The organism is Arthrobacter sp. ZGTC412 (assembly GCF_002929215.1).
Classification (GTDB): Bacteria; Actinomycetota; Actinomycetes; order Actinomycetales; family Micrococcaceae; genus Arthrobacter.
Map to the genome: position 1 here is coordinate 23500 of NZ_PJII01000008.1, position 22108 is coordinate 45607.

The 22108-nt window shown below is 66.5% G+C and carries 19 protein-coding genes; 12 read left to right on the forward strand and 7 right to left on the reverse strand.

Going from position 1 to position 22108, the window contains the following annotated elements:
* Nucleotides 1-4: 4 nt before the first annotated feature.
* Nucleotides 5-391 (reverse strand): BlaI/MecI/CopY family transcriptional regulator, encoded by a 387-nt coding sequence (locus CXQ88_RS11235; RefSeq protein WP_104044261.1) that lies wholly within the window; start codon nt 389-391, stop codon nt 5-7.
* Between the two features lie 267 nt (nt 392-658).
* Here CXQ88_RS11235 and CXQ88_RS11240 point away from each other — a divergent pair, with 267 nt between their 5' ends.
* The 3 genes from CXQ88_RS11240 to cydD are packed head-to-tail and all read left to right on the forward strand — an operon-like array spanning nt 659 to nt 6874.
* Entirely contained in the window at nt 659-2263 is a 1605-nt protein-coding gene (locus tag CXQ88_RS11240; protein WP_104044364.1) for a cytochrome ubiquinol oxidase subunit I, read from the forward strand.
* Nucleotides 2264-2295: 32 nt separating this feature from the next.
* On the forward strand, nt 2296-3345 hold the full coding sequence (gene cydB / locus CXQ88_RS11245; protein WP_104044262.1) for a cytochrome d ubiquinol oxidase subunit II: 1050 nt from the start codon (nt 2296-2298) through the stop codon (nt 3343-3345).
* A gap of 1 nt (nt 3346) precedes the next feature.
* Nucleotides 3347-6874 (forward strand): thiol reductant ABC exporter subunit CydD, encoded by a 3528-nt coding sequence (gene cydD, locus CXQ88_RS11250; protein ID WP_104044263.1) that lies wholly within the window; start codon nt 3347-3349, stop codon nt 6872-6874.
* On the opposite strand, the gene CXQ88_RS11255 is transcribed toward cydD, so the two are convergent.
* Nucleotides 6856-7374, reverse strand: coding sequence for a DinB family protein (locus tag CXQ88_RS11255; protein ID WP_104044264.1), 519 nt, complete (start codon nt 7372-7374; stop codon nt 6856-6858). The genes cydD and CXQ88_RS11255 overlap by 19 nt on opposite strands.
* Nucleotides 7375-7383: 9 nt before the next feature.
* The gene (locus tag CXQ88_RS11260) at nt 7384-9894 is read right to left on the reverse strand and encodes a DNA gyrase/topoisomerase IV subunit A (protein WP_104044265.1); all 2511 of its coding nucleotides are present in this window, start codon (nt 9892-9894) and stop codon (nt 7384-7386) included.
* Nucleotides 9895-9983: 89 nt separating this feature from the next.
* Between CXQ88_RS11260 and CXQ88_RS11265 the strand changes: the two genes are divergently transcribed.
* Genes CXQ88_RS11265 through CXQ88_RS11280 form a run of 4 tightly spaced genes read left to right on the forward strand, consistent with a single transcriptional unit; the run spans nt 9984 to nt 15409 of the window.
* On the forward strand, nt 9984-12668 hold the full coding sequence (locus CXQ88_RS11265) for a bifunctional acetate--CoA ligase family protein/GNAT family N-acetyltransferase (protein ID WP_104044266.1): 2685 nt from the start codon (nt 9984-9986) through the stop codon (nt 12666-12668).
* Between the two features lie 41 nt (nt 12669-12709).
* Nucleotides 12710-13453: a DUF5998 family protein gene (locus tag CXQ88_RS11270; protein ID WP_104044267.1), complete on the forward strand. Its 744-nt coding sequence runs from the start codon at nt 12710-12712 to the stop codon at nt 13451-13453.
* Nucleotides 13453-14682: an alkaline phosphatase family protein gene (locus tag CXQ88_RS11275; RefSeq protein ID WP_104044268.1), complete on the forward strand. Its 1230-nt coding sequence runs from the start codon at nt 13453-13455 to the stop codon at nt 14680-14682. The genes CXQ88_RS11270 and CXQ88_RS11275 overlap by 1 nt, the downstream gene beginning before the upstream one ends.
* A complete protein-coding gene (locus CXQ88_RS11280) occupies nt 14675-15409 on the forward strand; it encodes a thymidine kinase (RefSeq protein ID WP_104044269.1) in 735 nt (244 codons plus the stop codon). The genes CXQ88_RS11275 and CXQ88_RS11280 overlap by 8 nt, the downstream gene beginning before the upstream one ends.
* A gap of 39 nt (nt 15410-15448) precedes the next feature.
* Here CXQ88_RS11280 and sepH read toward each other — a convergent pair whose 3' ends face one another.
* A complete protein-coding gene (gene sepH / locus CXQ88_RS11285; RefSeq protein WP_104044270.1) occupies nt 15449-16819 on the reverse strand; it encodes a septation protein SepH in 1371 nt (456 codons plus the stop codon).
* Nucleotides 16820-17045: 226 nt separating this feature from the next.
* On the opposite strand from sepH, the gene CXQ88_RS11290 reads away from it, so the two are divergent.
* Nucleotides 17046-17345 carry a DUF4193 domain-containing protein gene (locus CXQ88_RS11290; RefSeq protein WP_104044365.1) on the forward strand — a complete coding sequence of 100 codons (300 nt, stop codon included), beginning with the start codon at nt 17046-17048 and terminating at the stop codon, nt 17343-17345.
* A 109-nt stretch (nt 17346-17454) separates the two neighbouring features.
* On the opposite strand, the gene CXQ88_RS11295 is transcribed toward CXQ88_RS11290, so the two are convergent.
* A complete protein-coding gene (locus CXQ88_RS11295) occupies nt 17455-17943 on the reverse strand; it encodes a DUF3093 domain-containing protein (protein WP_104044271.1) in 489 nt (162 codons plus the stop codon).
* Nucleotides 17944-18082: 139 nt separating this feature from the next.
* On the opposite strand from CXQ88_RS11295, the gene dut reads away from it, so the two are divergent.
* The 4 genes from dut (at nt 18083) to CXQ88_RS11315 (ending at nt 20662) form a co-directional block, all read left to right on the forward strand.
* On the forward strand, nt 18083-18625 hold the full coding sequence (gene dut / locus CXQ88_RS11300) for a dUTP diphosphatase (RefSeq protein WP_104044366.1): 543 nt from the start codon (nt 18083-18085) through the stop codon (nt 18623-18625).
* 117 nt (nt 18626-18742) lie between these two features.
* Nucleotides 18743-19456, forward strand: a complete 714-nt coding sequence (locus CXQ88_RS11305) for a DUF3710 domain-containing protein (RefSeq protein ID WP_104044272.1) — start codon at nt 18743-18745, stop codon at nt 19454-19456.
* A gap of 4 nt (nt 19457-19460) precedes the next feature.
* Nucleotides 19461-19811 carry an OB-fold nucleic acid binding domain-containing protein gene (locus CXQ88_RS11310; protein WP_104044273.1) on the forward strand — a complete coding sequence of 117 codons (351 nt, stop codon included), beginning with the start codon at nt 19461-19463 and terminating at the stop codon, nt 19809-19811.
* Complete coding sequence (locus CXQ88_RS11315; RefSeq protein WP_104044274.1) at nt 19808-20662, forward strand: DUF3159 domain-containing protein; 855 nt, start codon at nt 19808-19810, stop codon at nt 20660-20662. Before CXQ88_RS11310 ends, CXQ88_RS11315 begins: the two co-directional genes overlap by 4 nt.
* Nucleotides 20663-20666: 4 nt before the next feature.
* On the opposite strand, the gene CXQ88_RS11320 is transcribed toward CXQ88_RS11315, so the two are convergent.
* Complete coding sequence (locus CXQ88_RS11320; RefSeq protein WP_104044275.1) at nt 20667-21407, reverse strand: potassium channel family protein; 741 nt, start codon at nt 21405-21407, stop codon at nt 20667-20669.
* Nucleotides 21404-22078, reverse strand: coding sequence for a potassium channel family protein (locus CXQ88_RS11325; protein WP_104044276.1), 675 nt, complete (start codon nt 22076-22078; stop codon nt 21404-21406). Before CXQ88_RS11325 ends, CXQ88_RS11320 begins: the two co-directional genes overlap by 4 nt.
* Between the last annotated feature and the right edge of the window lie 30 nt (nt 22079-22108).

Here is a 22108-nt window from a genome sequence, read left to right on the forward strand (position 1 = left end):
TCCGTTAGAGGTGGCCAAGCAGTTTGCGAAGAGTCTCGGCTTCACCTTCGGAAACGGATCCGATGAAACGTGCCAGTACGGCCTCGCGGTCCGGAGCCGAGCCGAGTACCTCGTGCATCAGCTCGGCGGTGTGGTCCTCGCGGCTGGACACTGCCTGGTAGCGGTGCGGACGGGTGCCGCGTTCGCGTTCCACCAGGCCCTTCTTCTCCAGCCGGGACAGCACGGTGAGCACCGTGGTGACGGCGAGCTCCTTGCCCTCGTGCCCGGCCGCCCCATCCCGCCCGACCGACGTTTGAGCGAGCCGGTCCCGCAAGGTGTTTGCGGTGGCTGCTTCATGGCCCGCCCAGAGCAGATCCATCACTGCCCGTTCCAGTTCACCAAGACTAGCCATTGCACTTTTCCTTTGTTTCCCCGCACCGCAGCCGCAAAGGCGGCGGTGACTCCTTCGTGTGTCCTGCAGGAACCAATTTACCTCGATTCCGCGTCACTTTCTACATAGGGTAGAACAGGGGCCGCCGCGTCCCGGAAAACATCCTCTGCAGGTGAAGCGACAGGTTTTACACTGCCCACAGCGTTGTTCTACACTTTGTAGAAGTTAGAGTTTCTACAGAACGTAGAAAACCTGCATCGGCTGACAGTAGGGACCGCCTTGGACGCTTTGGACGCTCTGGAAATCGCACGCTGGCAATTTGGCATCACCACCGTCTACCACTTCATGATGGTCCCGCTGACCATTGGCCTGGGGCTGGTAGTGGCAGTAATCCAGACTGTCTGGCACCGCACCGGAAAACCTGAATACCTCCGGATGACCAAGTTCTGGGGGAAGCTCTTCCTGATCAACTTCATCATGGGCGTGGCCACCGGCATCGTGCAGGAGTTCCAGTTCGGTATGGCCTGGAGCGAATACAGCCGCTTCGTTGGGGATGTCTTCGGGGCCCCGCTCGCACTCGAGGCGCTCCTGGCCTTCTTTGTGGAGTCCACCTTCCTGGGCCTGTGGATCTTCGGCTGGAAGCAGCTGAAGCCGGGCATCCACCTCGCGTGCCTCTGGATCGCCGTCATAGGCTCGGTGTTCTCCGCGTACTTCATCATCGTGGCCAACAGCTGGATGCAGCACCCGGTAGGCGTGGAGATGATCGACGGCCGGCCCGTGATGACGGACGCCTGGGCAGTCTTCACCAACAACACCGCACTCGTCGCAGTCCCGCACACACTGTTCGGCGCCCTCGCCGTTGCAGGCGGTTTCCTGCTCGGCATCGCCTGGTACCACCTGTGGCGCCGGCGGCGCGACGGTGTCGACACCGTGGGTGTCGACGGCAAGGTCATCCCCGGCGATGCAGCGGACATCCCCGGCCGTGACAGGGACGACCACAAAGTCTGGATCCGGTCCCTGCGCATCGGCGCCGTGGTGGCCATGATCTCCTTCGCCGGAACCGCCCTTACCGGTGACCTCCAGGGCAAGCTGATGTTCGAGCAGCAGCCCATGAAGATGGCGGCGGCAGAAGCTGCCTGCCACGACGGCACCGGCTTTTCCGTCCTGAGCATCGGCAACCTGGGCTCGCAGAACTGCGACGACATCGTGGCCCTGATCGAGGTCCCCGGAATTCTGTCCTACCTGGCCAAGGGCGACTTCACCACTGAAGTCCAGGGAGTCAACAGCCTCCTGCCCCAGTACAAGGAGGCCTACGGCACCCACCTGCCGGACAACCCCATTTACGGCGAACGCGCCGGCCAGGAAATCGACTACCTCCCCGTTATGGAGGTCACCTACTGGGGCTTCCGCATGATGATCGGCTTCGGCGGGATCGCCGCTCTGGCGGCCCTGGTGGCACTCTGGCTTACCCGGAACGGAACGGTGCCCGAATCCCGGTGGCTGATGCGGCTCGCCGTCTTCGGAATCCTGGCCCCGTTCGGAGCAAACGCCGCGGGCTGGATTTTCACCGAGATGGGCCGCCAGCCCTTTGTGGTGGCGCCCAACCCTGATCCCAACGGCATCGACCAGGTCTTTATGTTCACCGCGGCCGCGGTGTCGCCGGGCGTCACGGCGGGGGAGCTCCTGGCATCACTTGTCACCCTGGCATCCATCTACGGGGTGCTGCTCGTGGTGGAAGTGAAACTGCTGGTCAAGTACATCCGGGGCGGCGTCGTGTCCGCCATGCCGGAACTGGTTCACGCACCCATTGATGAAAACGAGGACGCCACCCCCGGCCCGGGCGGCCCTGGCGGCGGAAAACCTGCCGACGACGTCCTGGCCTTCGCCTACTAGTCCGCGCGCAAAAAGAGCAGAGGAAACGAAGAATGGAACTGCTGCCAACCATCTGGTTCATCGCCATAGCAGTGCTGTGGACCGGCTACCTCTTCCTTGAGGGCTTTGACCTGGGCGTCGGGATGCTGATGAAGCTGTTCGCCCGGGACAATACCGAACGCCGCGTCCTGCTCAACACCGTGGGCCCGGTGTGGGACGGCAACGAGGTGTGGCTCCTGACGGCCGCCGGAGCAACCTTTGCCGCTTTCCCGCTCTGGTACGCCTCGCTGTTCTCCGCCCTCTACCTGCCGCTGCTGGTGGTCCTGGTTGCCCTGATCTTCCGGGCCGTGGCCTTCGAATACCGCGGCAAGGTGGACACGGACCAGTGGCGGACCCGTTGGGACTGGGCCATTGCCCTGGGGTCCTTCTTCGCGGCCTTCGGCGTGGGCGCGGCACTGGCCCTGACCACCACCGGCCTCCCGCTGAACGCCAATGGAGACCGCGAAGGCGGGCCGCTCGCCTGGTTCAGCGGCTACGCCGTGCTGGGCGGGCTGGCCGTGGTGGGGTTCTCGCTGGTGCACGCCCTCGCCTTCCTGGCGTTGAAGACCGACGGCGATGTGAGGCACCGCGCGCGCAAGTGGTTCGTCCGCCTGCTCCCCGCCCTTCTCCTGCCGATTGCCGGCTGGGCGCTCAGCATCCAGTTCCTCGAAGGCAAGCCCTGGACCTGGGCGCTGGTCCTGCTGGCGGTTGCCGCGGCAGCTGCCGCCTGGACCATGGGGCGAAAGGGAGCGGAGGGCAAGGCCTTCATTGCGCTGGGAGCCTTCCTGGCTTTGGGTACGGCATCCATCTTCGGCGCCGTGTTCCCGGTGGTGCTGCCCTCCACGCTGAATGAGGCCTTCGACCTCACCGTTTCCAATGCCTCGTCCTCGGACTACACTCTGGGCCTTATGAGTGTCGTGGCCGCTTTCGGACTGCCCCTGGTTATCGCCTACCAGGCATGGACCTACTGGGTATTCCGGAGGCGCGTCAGTGCCGCGCACATCCCGGAAGCCCACAGCTTCCTGCCGGCCATCGCCGCCAGGGCCTTCACCACCAAGGGCTGATATGCGTCCAACATTCCCGGCCGGCCGGGCAACCCGTTCAGCAATCTACTGGCTGGGATTCCTCGCCGCCCTCAAGGCGTTGTCGCTGGTCCTGATCGGCCAGGCTGTGGCCTCGGCACTGGCCGGACTCACGGCAGGGAACCCAGCTTGGGCGGACCAGGTGGCTGTTGGCACGGCCGGTGTGTTGCTGAGGTCGCTCACGGTCTGGGGGCAGGCAGTTGCAGCCCGCCGGGCCGCGCTCGGCATCAAGGAGGAACTGCGCTCCGGGCTGCTGGAAAGGGCACTGCGCAACGGCGTCCGCGGCACGGGACCGGCCGACGGCGGACTGGCGGTACTGGCCACCCGTGGACTGGATGCGCTGGACAGCTACTACACCCAGTTCCTGCCCGCCCTGGTGAACTGCGCGGCCATCCCGCTCCTGGTGGGGGCGCGCATTCTCTTTGCGGACTGGGTCAGCGTAGTCGTCGTCGTCCTGACCGTTCCGCTGGTGCCGCTGTTTATGGTGCTTATCGGCCGGTACACCGAGGAGAATGTCCGCGAGGCACAGTCCTCCCTCGCCAGGCTCTCCACCCACATGCTGGAACTCGCCAAGGGATTGCCGGTCCTGGTGGGCCTGGGGCGTGCCACCGCCCAGCGGAAGGCACTCGAAGAAATTTCTGAGGAGTACCGGTCCCGCACCATGGGAACGTTGCGGACCGCTTTCCTCTCAGCACTGGCCCTCGAGCTCATCGCCACCATCTCCGTGGCCGTGGTGGCTGTTTTCATCGGTGTCCGCCTGGTGCATGGCGAGATGCCGCTGGAGGCCGGCCTGCTGGCCCTGATCCTTGCACCGGACTGCTACCTGCCGCTGCGCGAACTGGGAACCGCCCATCACGCCAGCGACGACGGCCGGGTCGCGCTCGCCGAAACCACGGCTGTCACTGATGCGCCGGAGCCGAAGCCGCTTCCGGCAGCCCCGGCCGGCCGGCCGGGCGCGCCCATCAATGTCAGCGGTCTCACGGTGAGCTACGACGGACGGTCCCAGCCCGCCGTCGGGCTGCTCAGCTTCACCGCACCACAGGGCAGAATCACCGCATTGGACGGGCCCAGCGGCGCCGGCAAAAGCACGGTGCTCGGGGTCCTGGCCGGAACCATAGGCCACGGGGCCGGCACCACGGTCAGCGGCACCATCCAGGGTTTGGACCGCAGCAGCATTGCGTGGGTTCCGCAGCACCCGGTCATGCTGGCAGAGACGGTGCTCGACGAGATCGTGCTCTACCTGCGTGGCGACTCCGCCCGGGAAGCCAGTGACCACAGGCACCAGGGACTGGAAGCTGCTGCCCGGGCCTGTCTGGTCCGCGCGGCAGCAGGACACCTTGCCGGCAAGCACGCCGCGGAGCTGAGCCCGGGCGAGCTGCGCCGTGTGGCCCTTGCCCGCGGCTTGGCGAGGATCGAGGCCGGCGCCACCGTCCTGCTGCTGGATGAACCCACCGCCCACCTGGACGATGAATCGGCAGTACTGGTCGAAGACGCCATCGCGAGGCTCCGGGGACAGGTGACGGTCATCCTGGTGGCCCATGAGGAACGCACCCGCGCCCTCGCGGAACATTTGGTTCCCGTCGGTGGACACGGCCTGACGGCCACGGCTGCACACCCTGCGGATATTCTTCAGCCACACCTGGCGGCTGCCTCGATTGCTGGTGCCGCCGCCTCCAGCAATCCAACTACCGCCGGGAAGCCGGGGACGTCCGTCAGTGCAAAGGCTTCCGGGGGTGGCGGCGGCACGGCTGGCGTCAGCAAGCACAGCGCCGCGCGGCTGCTGTCGGCACTCCTGGCGCCCGTGAAGGGCAAGTTCGCCGCCGCAGCCCTGGTGGGCACGCTGGCGGCGGTCTTCGCTGGCGCCCTGTCCGGATTGTCCGGGTGGCTAATCATCCGCGCCAGCGAGCAGCCCCCCATCCTGTACCTGCTGACCGCAATTGTTGGAGTCCGGTTCTTCGGGATCGGCAGGGCTGTGCTCCGGTACTGTGAGCGCCTCCTCCTGCACGACGCCGTGTTCGCGGCACTGACCCGCCTGCGCGGCAGGCTGTGGGAGGCGTTGAGCCGGCGCGCGCTGCCGCTCCGGCGCCTGTTGCAGGGCGGCAACGTCCTCGGAACGGTGATTGACGATGTCGATACCGTCCGCGACCTCCTCCCGCGCGTTGTCCTGCCGCCGGTCACAGCACTCGCGGTTTCCGTACTGGCTTTGGTGACCACGACACTGCTGGTGCCGGCGGCGCTTCCTGCCGTGATCGCAGCCAGCGTTGCGAGCCTCCTGCTCGCCCCGGCAGTGGCCCTTTGGGGCGACCGCAGGTCCACGACAGCGGAGCAACTGCTCCGCTCCGGGGTCCTGCGCCGCGTTTCGGCGGCCCTTGACGCCCGGGCAGAATTGCATGCCAACGGCGCCGCTCCCCGCGTTCTGGAGGAGCTGCGCGCCCAGGACCGCCAGGCCACCAAAGCTTCCCAGCGCTCGGCCTGGGCCGACGGGTTGGGCCAGGCGCTCACCACCGCAGCCTGCGGCACCGCGGCCTTGGGAGCCGCCTCGCTTGCGGGTCCAGCCGTGCTGGCGGGCCAGCTCGCCCCGGCGACGGCTGCCGTAGTGGTCCTGCTGCTCCTGGCGTTGGTTGAACCGTTCGCAGCGCTGACGACGGCGGTACGGCAGTTTTCGGCGCTGCGGACAGTCATGCAGCGCGTCGCTGCGTCCGGGGCCTTGGAGGCGAGCAAGCGGGACGGGAGCAGGCAGGATGCTTGCGGCGCGGCCGATGGTGATGGTCTCCAAACCGTTCCTGCCCGTGCGGGCGGCCTTCCCGGCGTCGAACTGGCCGGACTTTCAGCCGCCTGGCCCGGGGGTGCTCCGGTGTTTTCCGGGGTGGACGCCGTGGCGGAGCCTGGGCGGTGGCTCGCCGTCACGGGTCCCTCGGGTTCGGGGAAGTCGACCCTCCTGTCGGTCCTGCTCGGCTTCCTGCCGGTTGCTGCGGGGCGCATCTGCGTGACCGGCCGGGCCGCCTGGTGTCCGCAGGAAGCGCACCTTTTTGATTCGACCATCCGCGGAAACCTGCTGCTCGGCAAGCCTTCCACCGGCGACCGGACAACCAGCAACGACGACATGCTCGCCGCGCTTGCGTCGGTGGGCCTCACCGGCCTGGTGGAGCGGCTGCCGGCGGGCCTGGACACCCGAATCGGCCCCGGCGGCGCGTTCCTCAGCGGCGGGGAACGTCAGCGCCTGGCGGTAGCCCGCACCCTCATGACCGGGGCCGAGGTGATCCTGCTGGACGAGCCGACGGCCCACCTGGACGCGGAGTCCGCCCGGGCCATGCTGGCGGTCCTGCGGCAGGGCCTGCGTGACCGGGCTGTGGTGCTCGTGACGCACAACCCGGCCGACATCCAGCCAGAGGACGCCCGCCTGGTGCTGGCCCCCTGTTCAGAGCGCAATGGTTCAGAGCACGCCGCCCCAGAGCGCGGGGAGGACCATCTTGTGGGTTCGTTTACGGGGGATCAGCCGTCCACGTCGTGAAGGTGATGGGTCACGTCGTGCAGGAAGTACTGGGATAGCGTCAGTACGGTAAATTCTGAGCCGTTGCTGCGCAGCCCCCTGCGTCCCCATTCCGATTCGCGGACGGCGGCAAAGGACTCCGCCGCCTGCTTCCCTTCAGCCGTCAGTTCGGCGCTGACCACCGCGGTGTCCGCATTGGCGTAGTCCTTGTCCACGGCGGTCTGATCCTGGTCCCAGTTGTCGAACCGGGCTTCGTCTGAATCCAGCATGAGGTTCAGCCGCTGGTCGAAGAGGCTGAACACATCCCGGACGTGGCAGGCGTACTCGAGGGCGGACCAGGTGTGCTCGTCCGGGCGCTCGGCCGCGTTGGGCCGCCGGAGCACTGCGCGCCAGCGGGGGAGCATGCTGCCGATACTGCCGGGGACTGTTGACGGCGTCACGGTGGAGGCGTCGAAGGAGCACTCCGGGCATGGACGGGTCAGAACCCAGGTCCAGTCCTTTTCATCAGGAACGATAGGCATGGAAGCAGTCTAAGCGGGATCGGGCCACGCCATGGCAGCGCCCACCACTTCGACCGGCTGGGACAGCGGGACACCCGAACCGTCACGCCGGCCGTGCTCCTGGGGGAGGGACCGCGCCACCCCGGCCGCAGATGACGCCTTCGCCGGACCGTGGCCGGCCCATGCCAGCAGCAGGGTGTCTTCGCCCTTCAGGAACCGGTGTGCCCTGACTCCCGCCGTTGCGCGTCCCTTCGCCGGGTACTCGGAGAACGCCGTCACCTTGGCGGTACCCGGCGCCGTGCCGGGCAGGGCGCCGGTGGTGCCGGCGATGGTCACCACCACTGCGGCCTCATCCTTGGGCTGGACGGCACCGAAGAACAGCACGCGGTCACCGGCAGCAAGCTTGATCCCTGCCATGCCGCCGGCAGTGCGCCCCTGCGGACGCACCACGGCAGCGCTGAACTTCAGCAGCTGGGCCTGGCTGGTGAGGAACACCAGTTCGGCATCGTCCTCTCCCGCGGGTGCAACGCCTACTACAAAGTCCTTGTCCTTGAGTGCGATGACTTCCCAGTCCTCGCGGTTCAGGGGGTAGTCCGGCTGGACCCGCTTCACCACTCCCTGGGCAGTGCCGATGGCCAGCACCTCGTCGAGCGGAGCGAACGCCACCAGGGTTTCCCCCTTCAGCAGGGTGATGAAGTCCTTGGCCGGAACGCCGCCGGCAAGGTTTGGCAGGCCCGAGACCGGCGGCAGGACCGGCATGTCCATCACCTGCAGGCGGAGCATGCGCCCCTGGGAGGTGACAGCGGCAATCTCGCCCCTCGCGGACGTCTTGACCACGGAGGTGTAGACGTCATGCTTGGTCCTCGGCCCCGCCTCTGCGAGCGGTTCACGGTTGCTGGTCCGTGCTATCTGGCCTGATGTGGTGAGGATGGCCCAGCAGGGGTCGTCGGCGATTTCGAGAGCCAGCGGGGCAGCCTTGCCCTTCTTCCCGGCAGTCAAGGCGAGGTCGGCGGCGACGGTGGGGGACACGGCCTCGGATTCGAGCAATACGGTCCGCCGCGGGGTGCCGTGCTCATCGGCGATCGCGCCCAGTTCGTCGGACACCAGGGTGCGCAGCCGTTCCTCGGAGCCGAGGATGGCCTCCAGCTCCGCGATTTCGCGGCGGAGCTCGTCCTGTTCCTTCTCCAGCTCAATCCGCGAGTACTTGGTCAGCTGGCGGAGCCGCAGCTCCAGGATGTAGTTCGCCTGGATTTCGGTGAGGTCGTAGATGGACATCAGCCGTGCGCGGGCGGCGGCGGCCTCGTCGGAGGACCGGATGATCTGGATGACCTCGTCGATGTCCACGATGGCGATGAGGAGGCCCTCCACCAGGTGCAGGCGTTCCTTTTTCTTACCGAGCCGGAACACGGTGCGGCGGCGCACCACGTCGATCCGGTGGTTCACGTACACGGTCAGCAGCTGCACCAGGCCCAGTGTCTGCGGCTGGCCGTCCACCAGGGTGACGTTATTGATGCCGAAGGAGTCCTTCATCGGCGAGTAGCGGTAGAGCTGCTGGAGCACCGCGGTGGGGTTAAAGCCGTTCTTCAATTCGATGACCAGGCGCAGGCCGTGCTTCCGGTCGGTCAGGTCCACGATGTCGCTGATGCCCGTCAACTTCTTGGCGTTGACGGCGTCCTTGATTTTCTCGATGACCTTTTCCGGGCCCACCATGTAGGGGAGCTCGGTGACCACCAGGCCGGTCCGGCGCGCGGAAAGCTGTTCGACCTCCACCTTGGCCCGCGTCTTGAAGGACCCGCGCCCGGTGGCATAGGCATCACGGATGCCGTCCAGCCCTACAATCCGGCCGCCGCTGGGCAGGTCCGGACCCGGAACGAAGCGCATGATGTCATCCAGCGTTGCATCCGGGTTGGCGATCAGGTGCCGCGCGGCGGAAATGACCTCCACCAGGTTGTGCGGGGCCATATTGGTGGCCATGCCGACGGCGATGCCCGTGGCCCCGTTGACCAGCAGGTTGGGGAACGCCGCCGGCAGGACGTCCGGCTGGGTCAGCTGGTTGTCGTAGTTGGGGACAAAGTCCACCACGTCTTCATCGAGGTGGTTGGTAAGGGTGAGGGCAGCAGCCGCGAGGCGCGCCTCGGTGTACCGCGGGGCTGCAGGGCCGTCGTCGAGCGAGCCGAAGTTTCCGTGCCCGTCAATAAGCGGCAGCCGCAGCGAAAAGTCCTGGGCCATGCGCACCATGGCGTCATAGATGGCGGTGTCGCCGTGGGGGTGCAGCTTGCCCATCACCTCTCCCACCACACGGGCGCTTTTGACGTGGCCGCGGTCCGGCCGCAGACCCATGTCGCTCATCATGTAGAGGATGCGCCGCTGCACGGGCTTGAGGCCGTCCCTGGCATCCGGAAGCGCGCGGGAGTAGATCACCGAGTACGCGTACTCCAGGAAGGAGCCTTCCATTTCGGAGGTGACATCGATGTCCACGATGTTCTCCGTGTAGGGGGAGCTGTCATCCACAGCGGGGGCGGAACTTTGGCGGCGGGCCATGGGGGTTGGTAAATCCTTCTGGGTACTGTGCAATCGGTTTATTGTGCGCGAGCTGCGGTGCTGCGGAAGTTTTTGGCTAGGCTAAGCCTATGGTGGATCAGCCCGGGGACGGCGAATATCCGGAACATTGGGAAGCCGATGTCGTACTGCGCGACGGCGGAACAGCGCACTTGAGGCCGATCCATCCCTCTGACGCGGACGCTGTCCAGGCCTTCCACATCGGGCAGTCGCAGGATTCGATTTACATGCGCTTCTTCGCGTTCAAGGCCAGGCTGTCCAGCAAGGAGCTCAAGCGCTTCACCGAAGTGGACTACAAGGACCGGGTGGCCTTCGTCATCACCATCCGCGGCGAAATCGTGGGCATCGGCCGTTACGACCGGCTCAATGATCCCACGGAAGCGGAAGTGGCATTCAACATTGCCGACTCCCACCAAGGCAGGGGCATCGGCTCCATCCTGCTGGAGCACCTCGCGGCAGCTGCCCACGAAAACGGGATCCGTCGCTTCAGCGCCGAGGTGCTTCCGGAAAACCGGAAAATGCTGACGGTCTTTTCCGAGGCGGGCTATGACGTCCGGCGGCATTTTGACGACGGCGTCATCAGCCTCGAGTTCAACATCGATCCCACGGAGAAATCCCGTGCCGTGATGGAGTCCCGGGAACACCGCGCGGAGGCGAGGAGTGTGCGGGACCTGCTGACGCCGTCGTCCATTGCCGTGATCGGTGCCAGCCGCAAATGGGGGACCGTTGGCTACCAGTTGCTGGAGCACATTATTGAAGGCGGCTTCCGCGGCCCCATCTACGCCATCAACCCTGAAGCGCTGGAGCTTGCCGGCATGCTGTCCTTCGGCAAGCTGTCCGAGGTCCCGGATCCCGTCCAGCTCGCCGTCGTCGCCGTCCCCTACGAAGAAGTCCCCGCCGTGGTGGCGGACTGCGCCGCAGCCGGCGTCAGGGGGCTGGTGGTCGCATCGGCTGGCTTCGCGGACGACGGCGAACGCGGCCTGCTGCGCCAGAGGGACCTCGTGCGTCAGGCCCGGGCAAGCGGCATGCGCGTCATAGGGCCGGCATCCCTGGGGGTCGTGAACACCAACCCCGAGGTGTCGCTGAATGCTTCAATGGCGCCCACCCTGCCGCTGCGGGGGGAACTGGGCCTGTTCAGCCAGTCCGCTGCCATCGGCGTTTCCCTTTACGCTGCCTCGAACCGGCGCCGGCTCGGCCTGTCCACCTTCCTGTCGGCCGGCAACCGGGCCGACGTCTCGGGCAACGACATGATGCAGTACTGGGAGGACGATCCCGAGACAACCGCCGTAGGCCTTTACCTTGAATCCATCGGCAACCCGCGGAAGTTCTCCCGCCTGGCCCGCCGGCTCGCCCGCACCAAACCGGTGATCGTCGCCAAGTCCGACGCCATGGGGCTGCGGCTGCCGCCCGGGCACGCGGTCCGGACCACCCAGGCGCCCGCCGGGGCGCTGGACGCGATGTTGCGGCAGTCCGGCGTCATCCGGGTGGAAACCATCGAACAGCTGGTGGACGTCGCCCAGGTGGTTTCCGGCCAGCCGCTGCCGGCCGGCCCGGGGCTTGCCATCTTCAGCAACTCCCAGGCGCTGGGCAAGGTGGTGGCGGACAGCGCTTCGTCCCAGGGACTCGCCGTCGAGCAGCTGGTCACTGGCGTGGACCTCGACGCCGGACAGTCAATCGCCCTTCCCGCCCTGCGGGCAAGCCTGCTCAAAACACTCGAGTCCGACGCCATCCATTCGGCTGTCGCGGCGCTGCTTCCCGCACGCGGGCTGACGGTGGACAGCATCGCGGAAGTACTGGCCGAATGTTCGGCAACCGCCGGCAAACCTGTGGTGGCCGCCTTCACCGGCATCCTGGACCCTTCCATTTCCGTGGAGGGAATGCTGGGCTCTTCGGAACGCGCCGTTCCCTGCTTCTCGAATCCAGGCGCCGCTGTAGCTGCGCTCGCAGCGGTGGTCCGGTACTCCGAATGGGCGTCCCGCGACCAGGGGCACTTCGTCGAACCCGAAGGCTGCAACCCCGAGCTGGCACGGGCGGAACTTGAAGCCCTGCTCCAGGATGTCAAAGGCGAACAGCTGAAGAAGCTGGACCCGGCCGCTGCAGCGGCTTTGCTCGGCCACTACGGGATCAAGGTGCTGCCTTCCGTGGGCTTTGATAATCCAGACCAGGCAGTTGACGCCGCCGATGCCCTGGGCTGGCCCGTGGTGCTGAAGACCACCGACCCCGCCCTGCGGCACCGGCTGGACCTCGGCGGAGTGCGGCTGGACATCCAGGATGCCGAATCGCTCCGCCTGAACGTGCTGCAGATGCGGCGCGTGCTCTCGAACTACGGCGACCCCGCGCTGGAAGTGCAGAGCATGGCCCCGGTGGGCCAGGCCTGCACTTTCCGGGCCATCGAGGACCCGCTGCTGGGGCCGGTCATCTCCTTCGGGCTCGCCGGGGACGCCGTGAACCTGTTGGATGACTGGGCGCACCGGGTGCCGCCGCTGTCCGCGGCGGACGTGGACGATTTCATCCGGGGGCCGCGGGCGGCGCAAAAGCTGTTTGGTTACCAGGGCCTGCCCGCGGTGGACGTTAAGGCCCTGGAGGATCTGGCCGGCCGCCTCGCCTGGCTCAAGGACAACCACCCCGAGATCGCCCTGGTGGAGCTCAACCCGGTCCTTTGCGGCACCTCGGGAGCCACCACCCTTGCCGCGGATGTCCGAATCGGAAACGCCGCCAAGCGGACGGACAGCGCGCGCAGGGCCATGCTGGGCTGACGCGGTTAGCAAGTGAACGGCCGATCTGTGAAAATGGGGGAATGAGCTCTCAGCCTCCCGCGTCGGCGCCAGAAACGCCCGGCAATGAAACCCAGGCAGTCCGCCACCACAGCTCACACAGCCACAGCGCACAGGGCCAGAGCCTGGATGGTGCGCTCCAGAAGGCCGGCTTCTACCCCCGCCTCGTGGCCGATGTAGTCGACGATGCCCTGGACGGCCGCGACTGCGTTGCCCACCTTGTGCACCTGGAAACACACTTTGACCGCGCCGAGGTCCGCCGCCACATCACGGTGCTGGTGCTCACCTCGGACATGCTGGTGATTACACACGTGGATGACCAGCAGCTGGACGAGGCAGGCGAGCAGATCGTCGCCCAGATCTCCACCGAGTCAGTCCCCGTGGCCCAGATCCGGTCCGTGGTCCTCAGCTACATGTACTCCCAGCCGCAGAACTACAAGCCCTCCGACCCTGTCCGCGAAGTAACGCTCTCCATCGCCTGGTCCGGTGGCCAGCGGCTGGACATGGGTCCTGCCAGCTGCGGTGACCCGCAGTGCGAAGCGGACCACGGCTACAGCGGGACCATAGCCCAGGAGGACATCGTCCTCCGCATCAGCGCGGAGGCGGACGGCCTGCAGGCAGTCCAGGACGCCAAGCTGTTCGCCCGTGCGCTTCGTGCAGTGAACACCGGTTCCCCCGCGCCGCAGCCACACGTGCAGTCGATGGCGCCGCGGCCGCGTTCCGGAGTGTTCGGCAACCGCCTCAGCCGCGGGCACCAGCAGCGCTGATGCCCGAAGACCGCCACCCGAACGTTGACGTTTCCGCCCGGCCCCACCGTCCGGTTGTCCTGCCCGCCGCTCCTGCCTACGGTCAGCGCTCCATCGCCGAGGTGCTCACCAGCGCCGCGGCAAGCCTGGGCGTTGACGGGTTCGCGAACACCCTTGGCCTGCCTGCCGCCTCGCGCGTATGCGTTGTGCTGGCCGACGGGCTCGGCCGGAACCTGCTGAAGCAGAAATCAGCCCACACGCCCTTCCTGCGCTCCGTTATCCAGGCGGGGCAGGGCGAGGTGCCTGTCTGGCTGGATTCGGCGTTTCCTTCCACCACCGCGGCCGCCCTGGCGAGTTTCGGCACCGGTCTGGCCCCGGGCCAGCACGGCATGGTGGGCTATGACGTGCTCGACCCGGAGCAGGACAAGGTAGTCAACCTGCTCGGCAACTGGGATGCCGGCGTCGACCCCGCGGTGTGGCAGCCTTTTCCCACCGTGCTGGAACGCGCGGCGGAACACGTGGACGTCACCACGGTCAGCCTGCCGCAGTTCGGCGGCTCGCCCATGACCCGCGCAGCCTTGCGGGGCGGCAACTTTATCTCAGCCACCACCGCGCACGCCCGGACGGAAGCGGCGGCCGAGGCCATGTCCACCGCCGGTCCGTCACTGATGTACTTCTATCTCAACGAACTGGACAAGGCCGGGCACCGGTACGGCTGCCAGTCCGAGCAGTGGGAGCACCAGCTCGAAGAGCTTGACGCCACCATGAAGCGGCTCAATGCTTCCCTTCCGGCCGGCACTACCATCCTGCTTACGGCCGACCACGGCATGCTGGACGTTCCCGAACAGCAACGCATCGATTTTTCCGCTGATCCCGCGCTGGTGGAAGGGGTCCGGCACACGGCCGGGGAGCCTCGGATGGTTCACCTTTACCTGGAAAACGGGGCGGGGAAAGATGTCCGAGACCGGCTGCTCGCGGCCTGGCGGGCACGCTTCGGTGAGCAGGTTTGGGCCTTCACCCGGGAGGACGCACTGGCCGCGGGCCTGTTCGGCGAGGTTCGGACAGCCGTCGAGGGCAGGATCGGCGACGTCATGATCGCGGCACGGGACGCCGTCGCCCTTTACGACACCCGTCGCGTCCGTCCCACAGCCATGGAGGTCGTGGGCCAGCACGGCTCGCTCACCAAAGCCGAGCGGGAGGTTCCCCTGCTCTGCTTCACGGCCGGCGGCAGGAGTTCCCGCCGTGGCTGAGCTCATCTTTTTCTCCGGCACGATGGACTGCGGAAAGTCCACCCTCGCCCTGCAAATGGACTACAACCACCGGGCAAGGGGACGCGGCGGAGTGCGCTTCAGCCGCAACGACCGTGCCGGCGAATCACGCATTTCCAGCCGCCTGGGCCTGGAAACTGATGCGATGGAAGTCGTGGACGGCACCGACTTCTGGGAGGAAGTCATGCTCCGGCGCACGCAGGGGCAGCGGGTGGACTACCTGATCTGTGACGAGGCCCAGTTCTATACGCCCGAGCAGGTGGAACAGCTGGCGAAGGTCGTGGACGAGATTGACGTGGACGTCTTCGCGTTCGGGATCACCGCCGATTTCCGCACCAGGCTGTTTCCCGGTTCCCAGCGTCTTGTCGAACTCGCCGACCGGGTGCAGGTGCTGCAGGTGGAGGCGCTGTGCTGGTGCGGCCGCCGTGCCACCCACAATGCTCGAACGGTCGACGGCGTGATGGTCACCGAAGGAGCGCAGGTGGTGGTCGGCGACGTGGATATGGTGGGAGATCCCGCCGCCGTTGAGCCGTTGGGGGACCACGTCCCCGTTGTGGGCTATGAGACCCTCTGCCGCCGCCACTACATGCGGCGCGTCACCGCGCACGGCGCGGCCCTGATGGGCCAGCAGGACCCGCTGCTGCCATTCGACGTGGACGCGTGCCTTTGGCGTGGCTCAGGTGGCGCCGGGGCCGTGGCGGGGACCTAGTTCCAGGAGCTTGCTTGCGCTGGTGGCTCGCTGTTGGCGCTAGTCGCCGCGCGTACCGAAGACGATTTCGTCCCACGAAGGGACGCTGGAACGCTTGGGCCTGCCCGGCTGGCGCTCAGGGGCGCCGGTCTCCGGCAACTGTCCTGTAGTAGGGGAGCTGTCGTCATTCCGTGGTGCTTGCCGCCGGGGGTTCCCGCCCAACAACTCATCTAAGCCTCCGCCACTGGCAGGGCCGCCGTTAGCGCCGCTGCCGCTGGCGTCCCCGTTCGCGGCTTCACCGGTGCTGCCGGAGGGGCGCTGGGGGGAGGCAACGATCGTGATTTCACGGGTATCGGTGCTCACGCCGTCGTGAAGCTTCAAGGTGTCATCGATTGCATCCCGGTGCGGAGGAATGAGGCTCAGGCGGGACAGCATGGAGGGCCGGGCGTCCCGCCGGCGAACGAAGGAGCTGCCCTGTGCTGCCGAACCCTGTGCAGCCGGAGCGTCCGGGATGTCATCCTGGGGCTCGTCGTCGGGCTCTTCTGCTTCGGGGGCCACCTCCGACGGTCTCGGGTGGGCGGCCGGGACGCCGTGGGTCAGGAGCAGCGCCAAGGCGTCGTCGGAATCCTCGTCCACACCCAGGCGTTGCCCGCGGCGGGAGCGAAGCATGTCCAGGAGTCCGTCCGATTCCTTGCCGTCCCCCTGGCCAGCATCAGGCCCGGAACCGGGCGTAGGGCGGGCCGAATGCGCGTCGGCCTCGAAGTCGAAGGGGCGGTCGGAAACTGCCGAGAGCCTGCGCGCGGGGACAGGTCCGTCCAGGGGCTCGAGTTCGCTGAGCTGCTGCGCCCACCGGTTGGCGTTCTGCAGCGACTTCCTGGCTGGGCTGAAAGTCCACAATGCCGGGGGCTCTTCGCCAATGCCGGCTTTTCCGCCGGTATTGGTTTCGAAGTTTGCCTGCACCGTCCACGTTCCGTCCTGGCGCCGCCAGGAATCCCACTCCACGGTGGATGGATCAATGCCATGGGCTGAGAGCCGGTGCGCCACCATGTCAGCCAGCGTGGCGGGGTTGTCGCCGAAAGCTGACCGGTAGATGTCGTGGCCCGGCGAAGGCGAGGCGACTTCCACCTTGCGTGCCTGCTGGGCTACGTACTCGCGCTCAGCCAGGACGGGTCCCTCGTAGCGTTCGACCTTCGCCAGCGGCAGGCCGGACAGTTCAGCCACATCAGCAGCGGTCACTCCCGCCCGAATCCGGGCCTGGATGTCCCTCGGGGACATGGGAATGGCGGGCCGCTCGGCCGGTGGCCTCACCGCCGACCTGCTCGCGGTCCTCAGCGCTTCGTCGATCGGCAGCTGGAACATCTCGCCGCCGGCACCGCTCAACAGGAGATGTGCTCCGTCGTCGTGCACGCCTACAAGCCGTAGATCCTGCATACAAATCCTCCACCCTGGCATTACTATCAATCGAAACTCTGCCACCCGCCGAACCCGTTTTGGCTCAAGTGGCAGGGCGCGCCGCGATATTCCGGCCCGAGCCGGGGTATAGGGGGAAACCCAAGGGGCGGCGGAAGGCTGCTGTAGCCGGGCACAAACCCGTAGCGTCCTGCGTTATGAAGGGTGATGTTCACCGGCCTTCAACAGGAAGAGGGATATGGCGACAATGGCCACCGACTACGATGCGCCGCACAAGTCTGACGAAGGGCTCGGAGAGGATTCCATCGCAGAGCTGAAGTTCCGGCGCTCGGATAAGCCGGTTGCGGTGATGGACGAGGACGAAAGCGATCTGGCCGCCGGCTACGAACTGCCCGGCGCGGACCTTTCCGGCGAAGAACTGACAGTTCAGGTGGTTCCCGCCCAGGCAAATGAGTTCACCTGTTCGTCGTGCTTCCTGGTCCGGCACCGCTCCCAAATTGCACGCGAGAAGGACGGCCGGTTCTACTGCAAGGAGTGCGAAGGCTGATTCCCAGGCGGCGCCGAACAGTCGGGGCCAATGGAGCTGGAAAGCCGAGTGAGAAGGCAGGCCGGGGTCCAGGCATTACGACGGCGGGGGTACGGCCGGCCGGGGCGGGTCACCTGCGCGACAGGGCCGCAGTCAGCTGATCCGGGTGCCGGGTGGAGGTAAGCCAGTACGGCGTCTGATCCGACGGATCCGTGATCACGATCTTAACCACAGGGTCGATCCAGCCGCGGATGCAGAGGTAGGCCAGCAGGTTGAGCCGGGTGCCTCGTTCGGCTGTTGCGTCCGCACCCCGGAAACCCTCAACCGCACCCACGAACCGGCGCTCGATGCTTGCCCGTCCAACGGTCAGGGACTCGTCGGTAACCACGATGGCCGGGGTGGACAGGATCAGGAGAACGGCCATAATGACAAAGAGCACTGCTGCCGCCGTGAAACCCGCTGCTGCGCTGATAGGTGCGAACACCAGGATGCCGGCTCCGGCCACGCCCGCGGCGATGATCCAGATCCAGACATTGGGCCAGAGCTTCTCCCTGTAGATCACCGCAGCCCCGGTGGATGGTTTCTGGGGAACGGGCGCAGAGGAGCTTGATTCGGGCATGTGCCAAGCTTTCCATCTTTGCCCTGCTATTTCATCTTGGGTGGAACCGTCCCGGACCGGTGTTTCGTTGCCAGGCGCAGCCGCCGCCAGGAGCCCCGTCCTAGGATTGATTTGGGGGCGCGGGTTAGAGTGAGTGACTGTGACTGATCATCCCGCCACAGTAGATACTTTCCCGGACGAAGCAGCTGCAGCCGGCTTTGCCGCTCCCGCCGCGGTTCCAGGTGCTCCCACCCTCCAGGTCCAGATGAAGATGCTGGATCCCGACCTTGAGGCCCCGTCCTATGCCCACCCGGGAGACGCCGGCGCCGACCTTCGGGCCCGCGTTGACATTGTGCTGCAGCCGGGGGAGCGGAAGCTGGTCCCAACGGGAGTGGCTATTGCCCTTCCTGAAGGCTTCGTGGCACTGATCCATCCCCGCTCGGGCCTGGCCACCAAGCACGGGCTGACCATCGTGAACGCGCCGGGGACAGTGGATGCGGGCTATCGCGGCGAGATCGCCGTCACCCTCCTGAACACCGATGCGAAGCAAAGCATCGAACTGCGCCGCGGCGATAGAATTGCCCAGATGGTCATTCAGCGCGTGGAGTACGCGCAGTTTATCTCCGTCAACGAATTGAGCGGATCCGTACGTGGCACAGGAGGTTTTGGCTCCACCGGCGGCTTCAACGTGCCGGAAGCTTGACCTTTAGCTCTTCCCTCACCCGTTCCTCCGTGCCGGCACAGGCATCCCGGACGGCAACAGCGCACGACGGCGGGACCCCCACGGGCCAGCCCGGCAACCAACTAAGGAGACACCCCCATGGTCTTTGGGCTCGGCAGGAAAGCCAAGAAGGAACAAGCAGCCGAACCGGACGAACCGTCGACTGCCGCTGAGGCCGCGGAAGAGACAGCCGACAGTGCCGGACGCCGCTCGAATGGCCCTTTCGACGAATCCGAAATCACCAGCCGCGATGGCTATGTTGATTTGGGTGCGCTCCTGATCACCCCGAGCGAGGGACTCCAGCTCCGGCTCGAGGTGGAAGAGGCCACACAGCGGGTGGTTGCGGTCACCTTGGACCTCAACGGCTCCAGCCTTCAACTCCAGGCTTTCGCAGCGCCGAAAAGCGAGGGACTCTGGGACGAGATCCGCGAGCAGATCGGCCAGTCCGTCGGAGCCCAGGGCGGCCAGGTCGAGGAGATCGAAGGCATCTTCGGGAACGAACTCGTCGCGAAGCTGCCTGCTGGACTGCCGGACGACAGCCAGGGCTACCGGGTGGCACGCTTTATTGGAGTGGACGGCCCCCGCTGGTTCCTGCGCGGTGTACTGGGCGGAGCCGCCGCAATGGAACGAACGGCGGCTGAACCCCTCGAGGCCCTGTTCCGCCAGGTAGTTGTGGTCCGCGGCGACAGCCCCATGCCGCCTCGTGACCTGCTGCAACTCCGGCTGCCCAAGGATGCCACCGCCACACCGCCGCCTGCTGCATCCGAACTTCAGGAACCTGAACGTGGTCCTGAAATTACCCAGATTGGCTAGTGAAATGCCGGGGGAAGCTCCGCTGAACGAAAGCGACGATGTTCCCCTCAGCCGGTTGCCGGTCAAAGGCCGGGTAGTCTGCCGCGGCCGCATTGAATCCGTAACTTATGTTCCGGCGGACCAGACCGCGGCCTTCAGTGCCATGGTCTCGGACGCTGATCCCCGGGAACCAGGTGCCGGAGCCGCAGCCGGACCCCGAGGGCGGCTTCGTGTGGTGTGGCTCGGACGGCGGCGCGTATCTGGCATCGAGGCCGGCACCGAGGTGCGGCTCAAAGGAATGCTGTCCCGTGTGGACGGCCTGCCCACCATGTTTAACCCACGCTACGAAATACTGTCCCGCCAGGAGAACGAATGACTGCGCCCACGCCCAACCCTTCCTCCGGCGCCAACCCGAACAGGGCGGCCAGCCCGAACGGCGCCGGCCAGGGTGGGCTCCAGAACGGCGCCGGCCCGGACGGTGGCAACAAAGCCGGGCTGCCGGGCGGCGCGGCACAGGAGGCCGCCGGCCGGGACACGTCCCCGGCAGCGGGTCTCGCGGCGGACTACGCCGCCAAGGCCGGGCTGCACCGAACCCATGACGGCCGGGTGGATGTGCTGCGCAGCGCCGGCGGTGTCCAGGGCATTGCCGAGAGCATCCTGCCGGGACTGTTGTTCCTCGTGACCTACACCATCACCCGGGACCTTACGGTTTCCCTTGTAGCCGCACTGGCATCTGCAGCGGTGTTCACCGTGGTCCGGCTGGTGCAGCGGCGTCCGCTGACGCAGGCACTTGCGGGGGTGGTGGGTGTCGGCATCTCCGCCTGGGTCGCCAACACCACCGGTAAAGCCGAGGACTTCTACCTGCCGGGCTTCTTCACCAACGCCGCCTACATCGTGGCCATGGTTATTTCGATCGCCGTCAAATGGCCGGTGGCAGGGCTGCTCTTCGGGTTCATCCGCAACGAAGGCCTCGACTGGCGCAAGGACCCTGCCAGGGTCAAGGCCTACCGGATCGGCACCTGGATCATCGTCGCCGTATTGGTGCTCAGGCTTGTGGTGCAGGTACCCCTCTACCTGTTGGGGCCGGACGGGCTCGCCGCGCTGGCAACCACCAGGCTCATCATGAGTACCCCGCTATATATCCTGGGAGTCTGGATCGCCTGGCTCGTCACCAAGCCGGCTCCGGTTGACGACGAGACGGCGGACGGCGCCCCCACCAAAGGCTAGCCGCCTAGCCGTCGAACCCGTCGTCCTCAGGACCTTGCTGCTCCAGGTGTCCCGCGTCTTCTTCGGGCCGGGGCTGCGGCGTCTCCGTGTCGGGGGAGAGCAGCGCCCGCAAATCGTCCTCCGCCGCGATGGTGGTGACAAAGAAGAGTTCGTCGCCACCGTCGATGACGTCGTCCCGGCTGGGTGTGATCGGGGCGTGGTCCCGCAGGATGGCAACCAGCGTGGAATCCTCCGGCCAGCGGATTTCCCCTATAGTACTGCCGATCACATGCGAATCATGCGGAACAGTGAACTCCACCAACGCGGACACACCCGTCTGAAGGGTGAGGAGCCGGACAAGGTCGCCGATCTCCACAGCCTCCTCCACCAGCGCCGTCATCAGCTGCGGGGTGTTGACTGCGACGTCCACTCCCCAGGAATCGTTGAACATCCAGTCGTTCTTGGGATTGTTGACGCGGCCCACGGTGCGGCCGACGCCAAACTCGGTCTTGGCCAGCAACGAGACTACAAGGTTCACTTTGTCGTCGCCTGTGGCGGATACCACCACGTCCGCGTCCTCCACCTTGGCGCCCTGCAGCGTGCTCAGCTCGCACGCGTCGCCTACCAGCCAATGGGCGCCGCGGAGTCCGCTCCGCCCAATGACCTCCGGCTTGAGGTCGATCAGCAGGATCTCATGCTTGTGCGCCAGCAATTCCCTGGCGATGGACGAACCGACGCTGCCGGCCCCCACGATCACGACTTTCACTGAAACTCCTTGGCGGGGGCTTTGGCCAGGATCTGGGCCACTTGGGCGCTGCGGTCCACCTGCAGCATGGCGTGCACGGTGTCGCCGTCCTGGTATGCGGTTCCGGCGTCGGGCAGTAAGCCTTCACCGAACCGGGTGAGGTAGGCAATGCGGACGTTCGCCGCTTTTTCGATGCTGCTGATCCGATGGCCGATCCAGCCGGCGTTGAGATCCAGCTCGGCGAGCACCAGGCGCCCGGAAGGCTCCCGGAAGTCACCGGCCAGGTGTTGTTCCGGAAGGATGCGCCGCAGCACCTGGTCCGCGCTCCAGCGGACCGCCGCCACCGTGGGGATTCCAAGGCGCTGGTAGATCTCGGCGCGGCCGGGATCGTAGATCCGGGCCACTACATGGGGCACATGGAAGGTCTCCCTCGCCACGCGGGTGGCCAGGATGTTGGAATTGTCGCCGCTGGAGACTGCGGCGAAGGCGTACGCGTCGGCGACCCCGGCCTGCTTCAGGGTGTCGCGGTCGAAGCCGACGCCGGTGACCTTGCGTCCGGTGAAACCCTGGCGGAGCCTACGGAAAGCGCGGTCGTCCTGGTCGATGATGGCTACGGAGTGCCCGGCGTCTTCGAGCGTATGCGCCAGCGTCGCCCCCACCCGGCCACATCCCATGATCACGAAATGCGCCACCAGTATCTCCTCTGTATATTTCCCCACGGT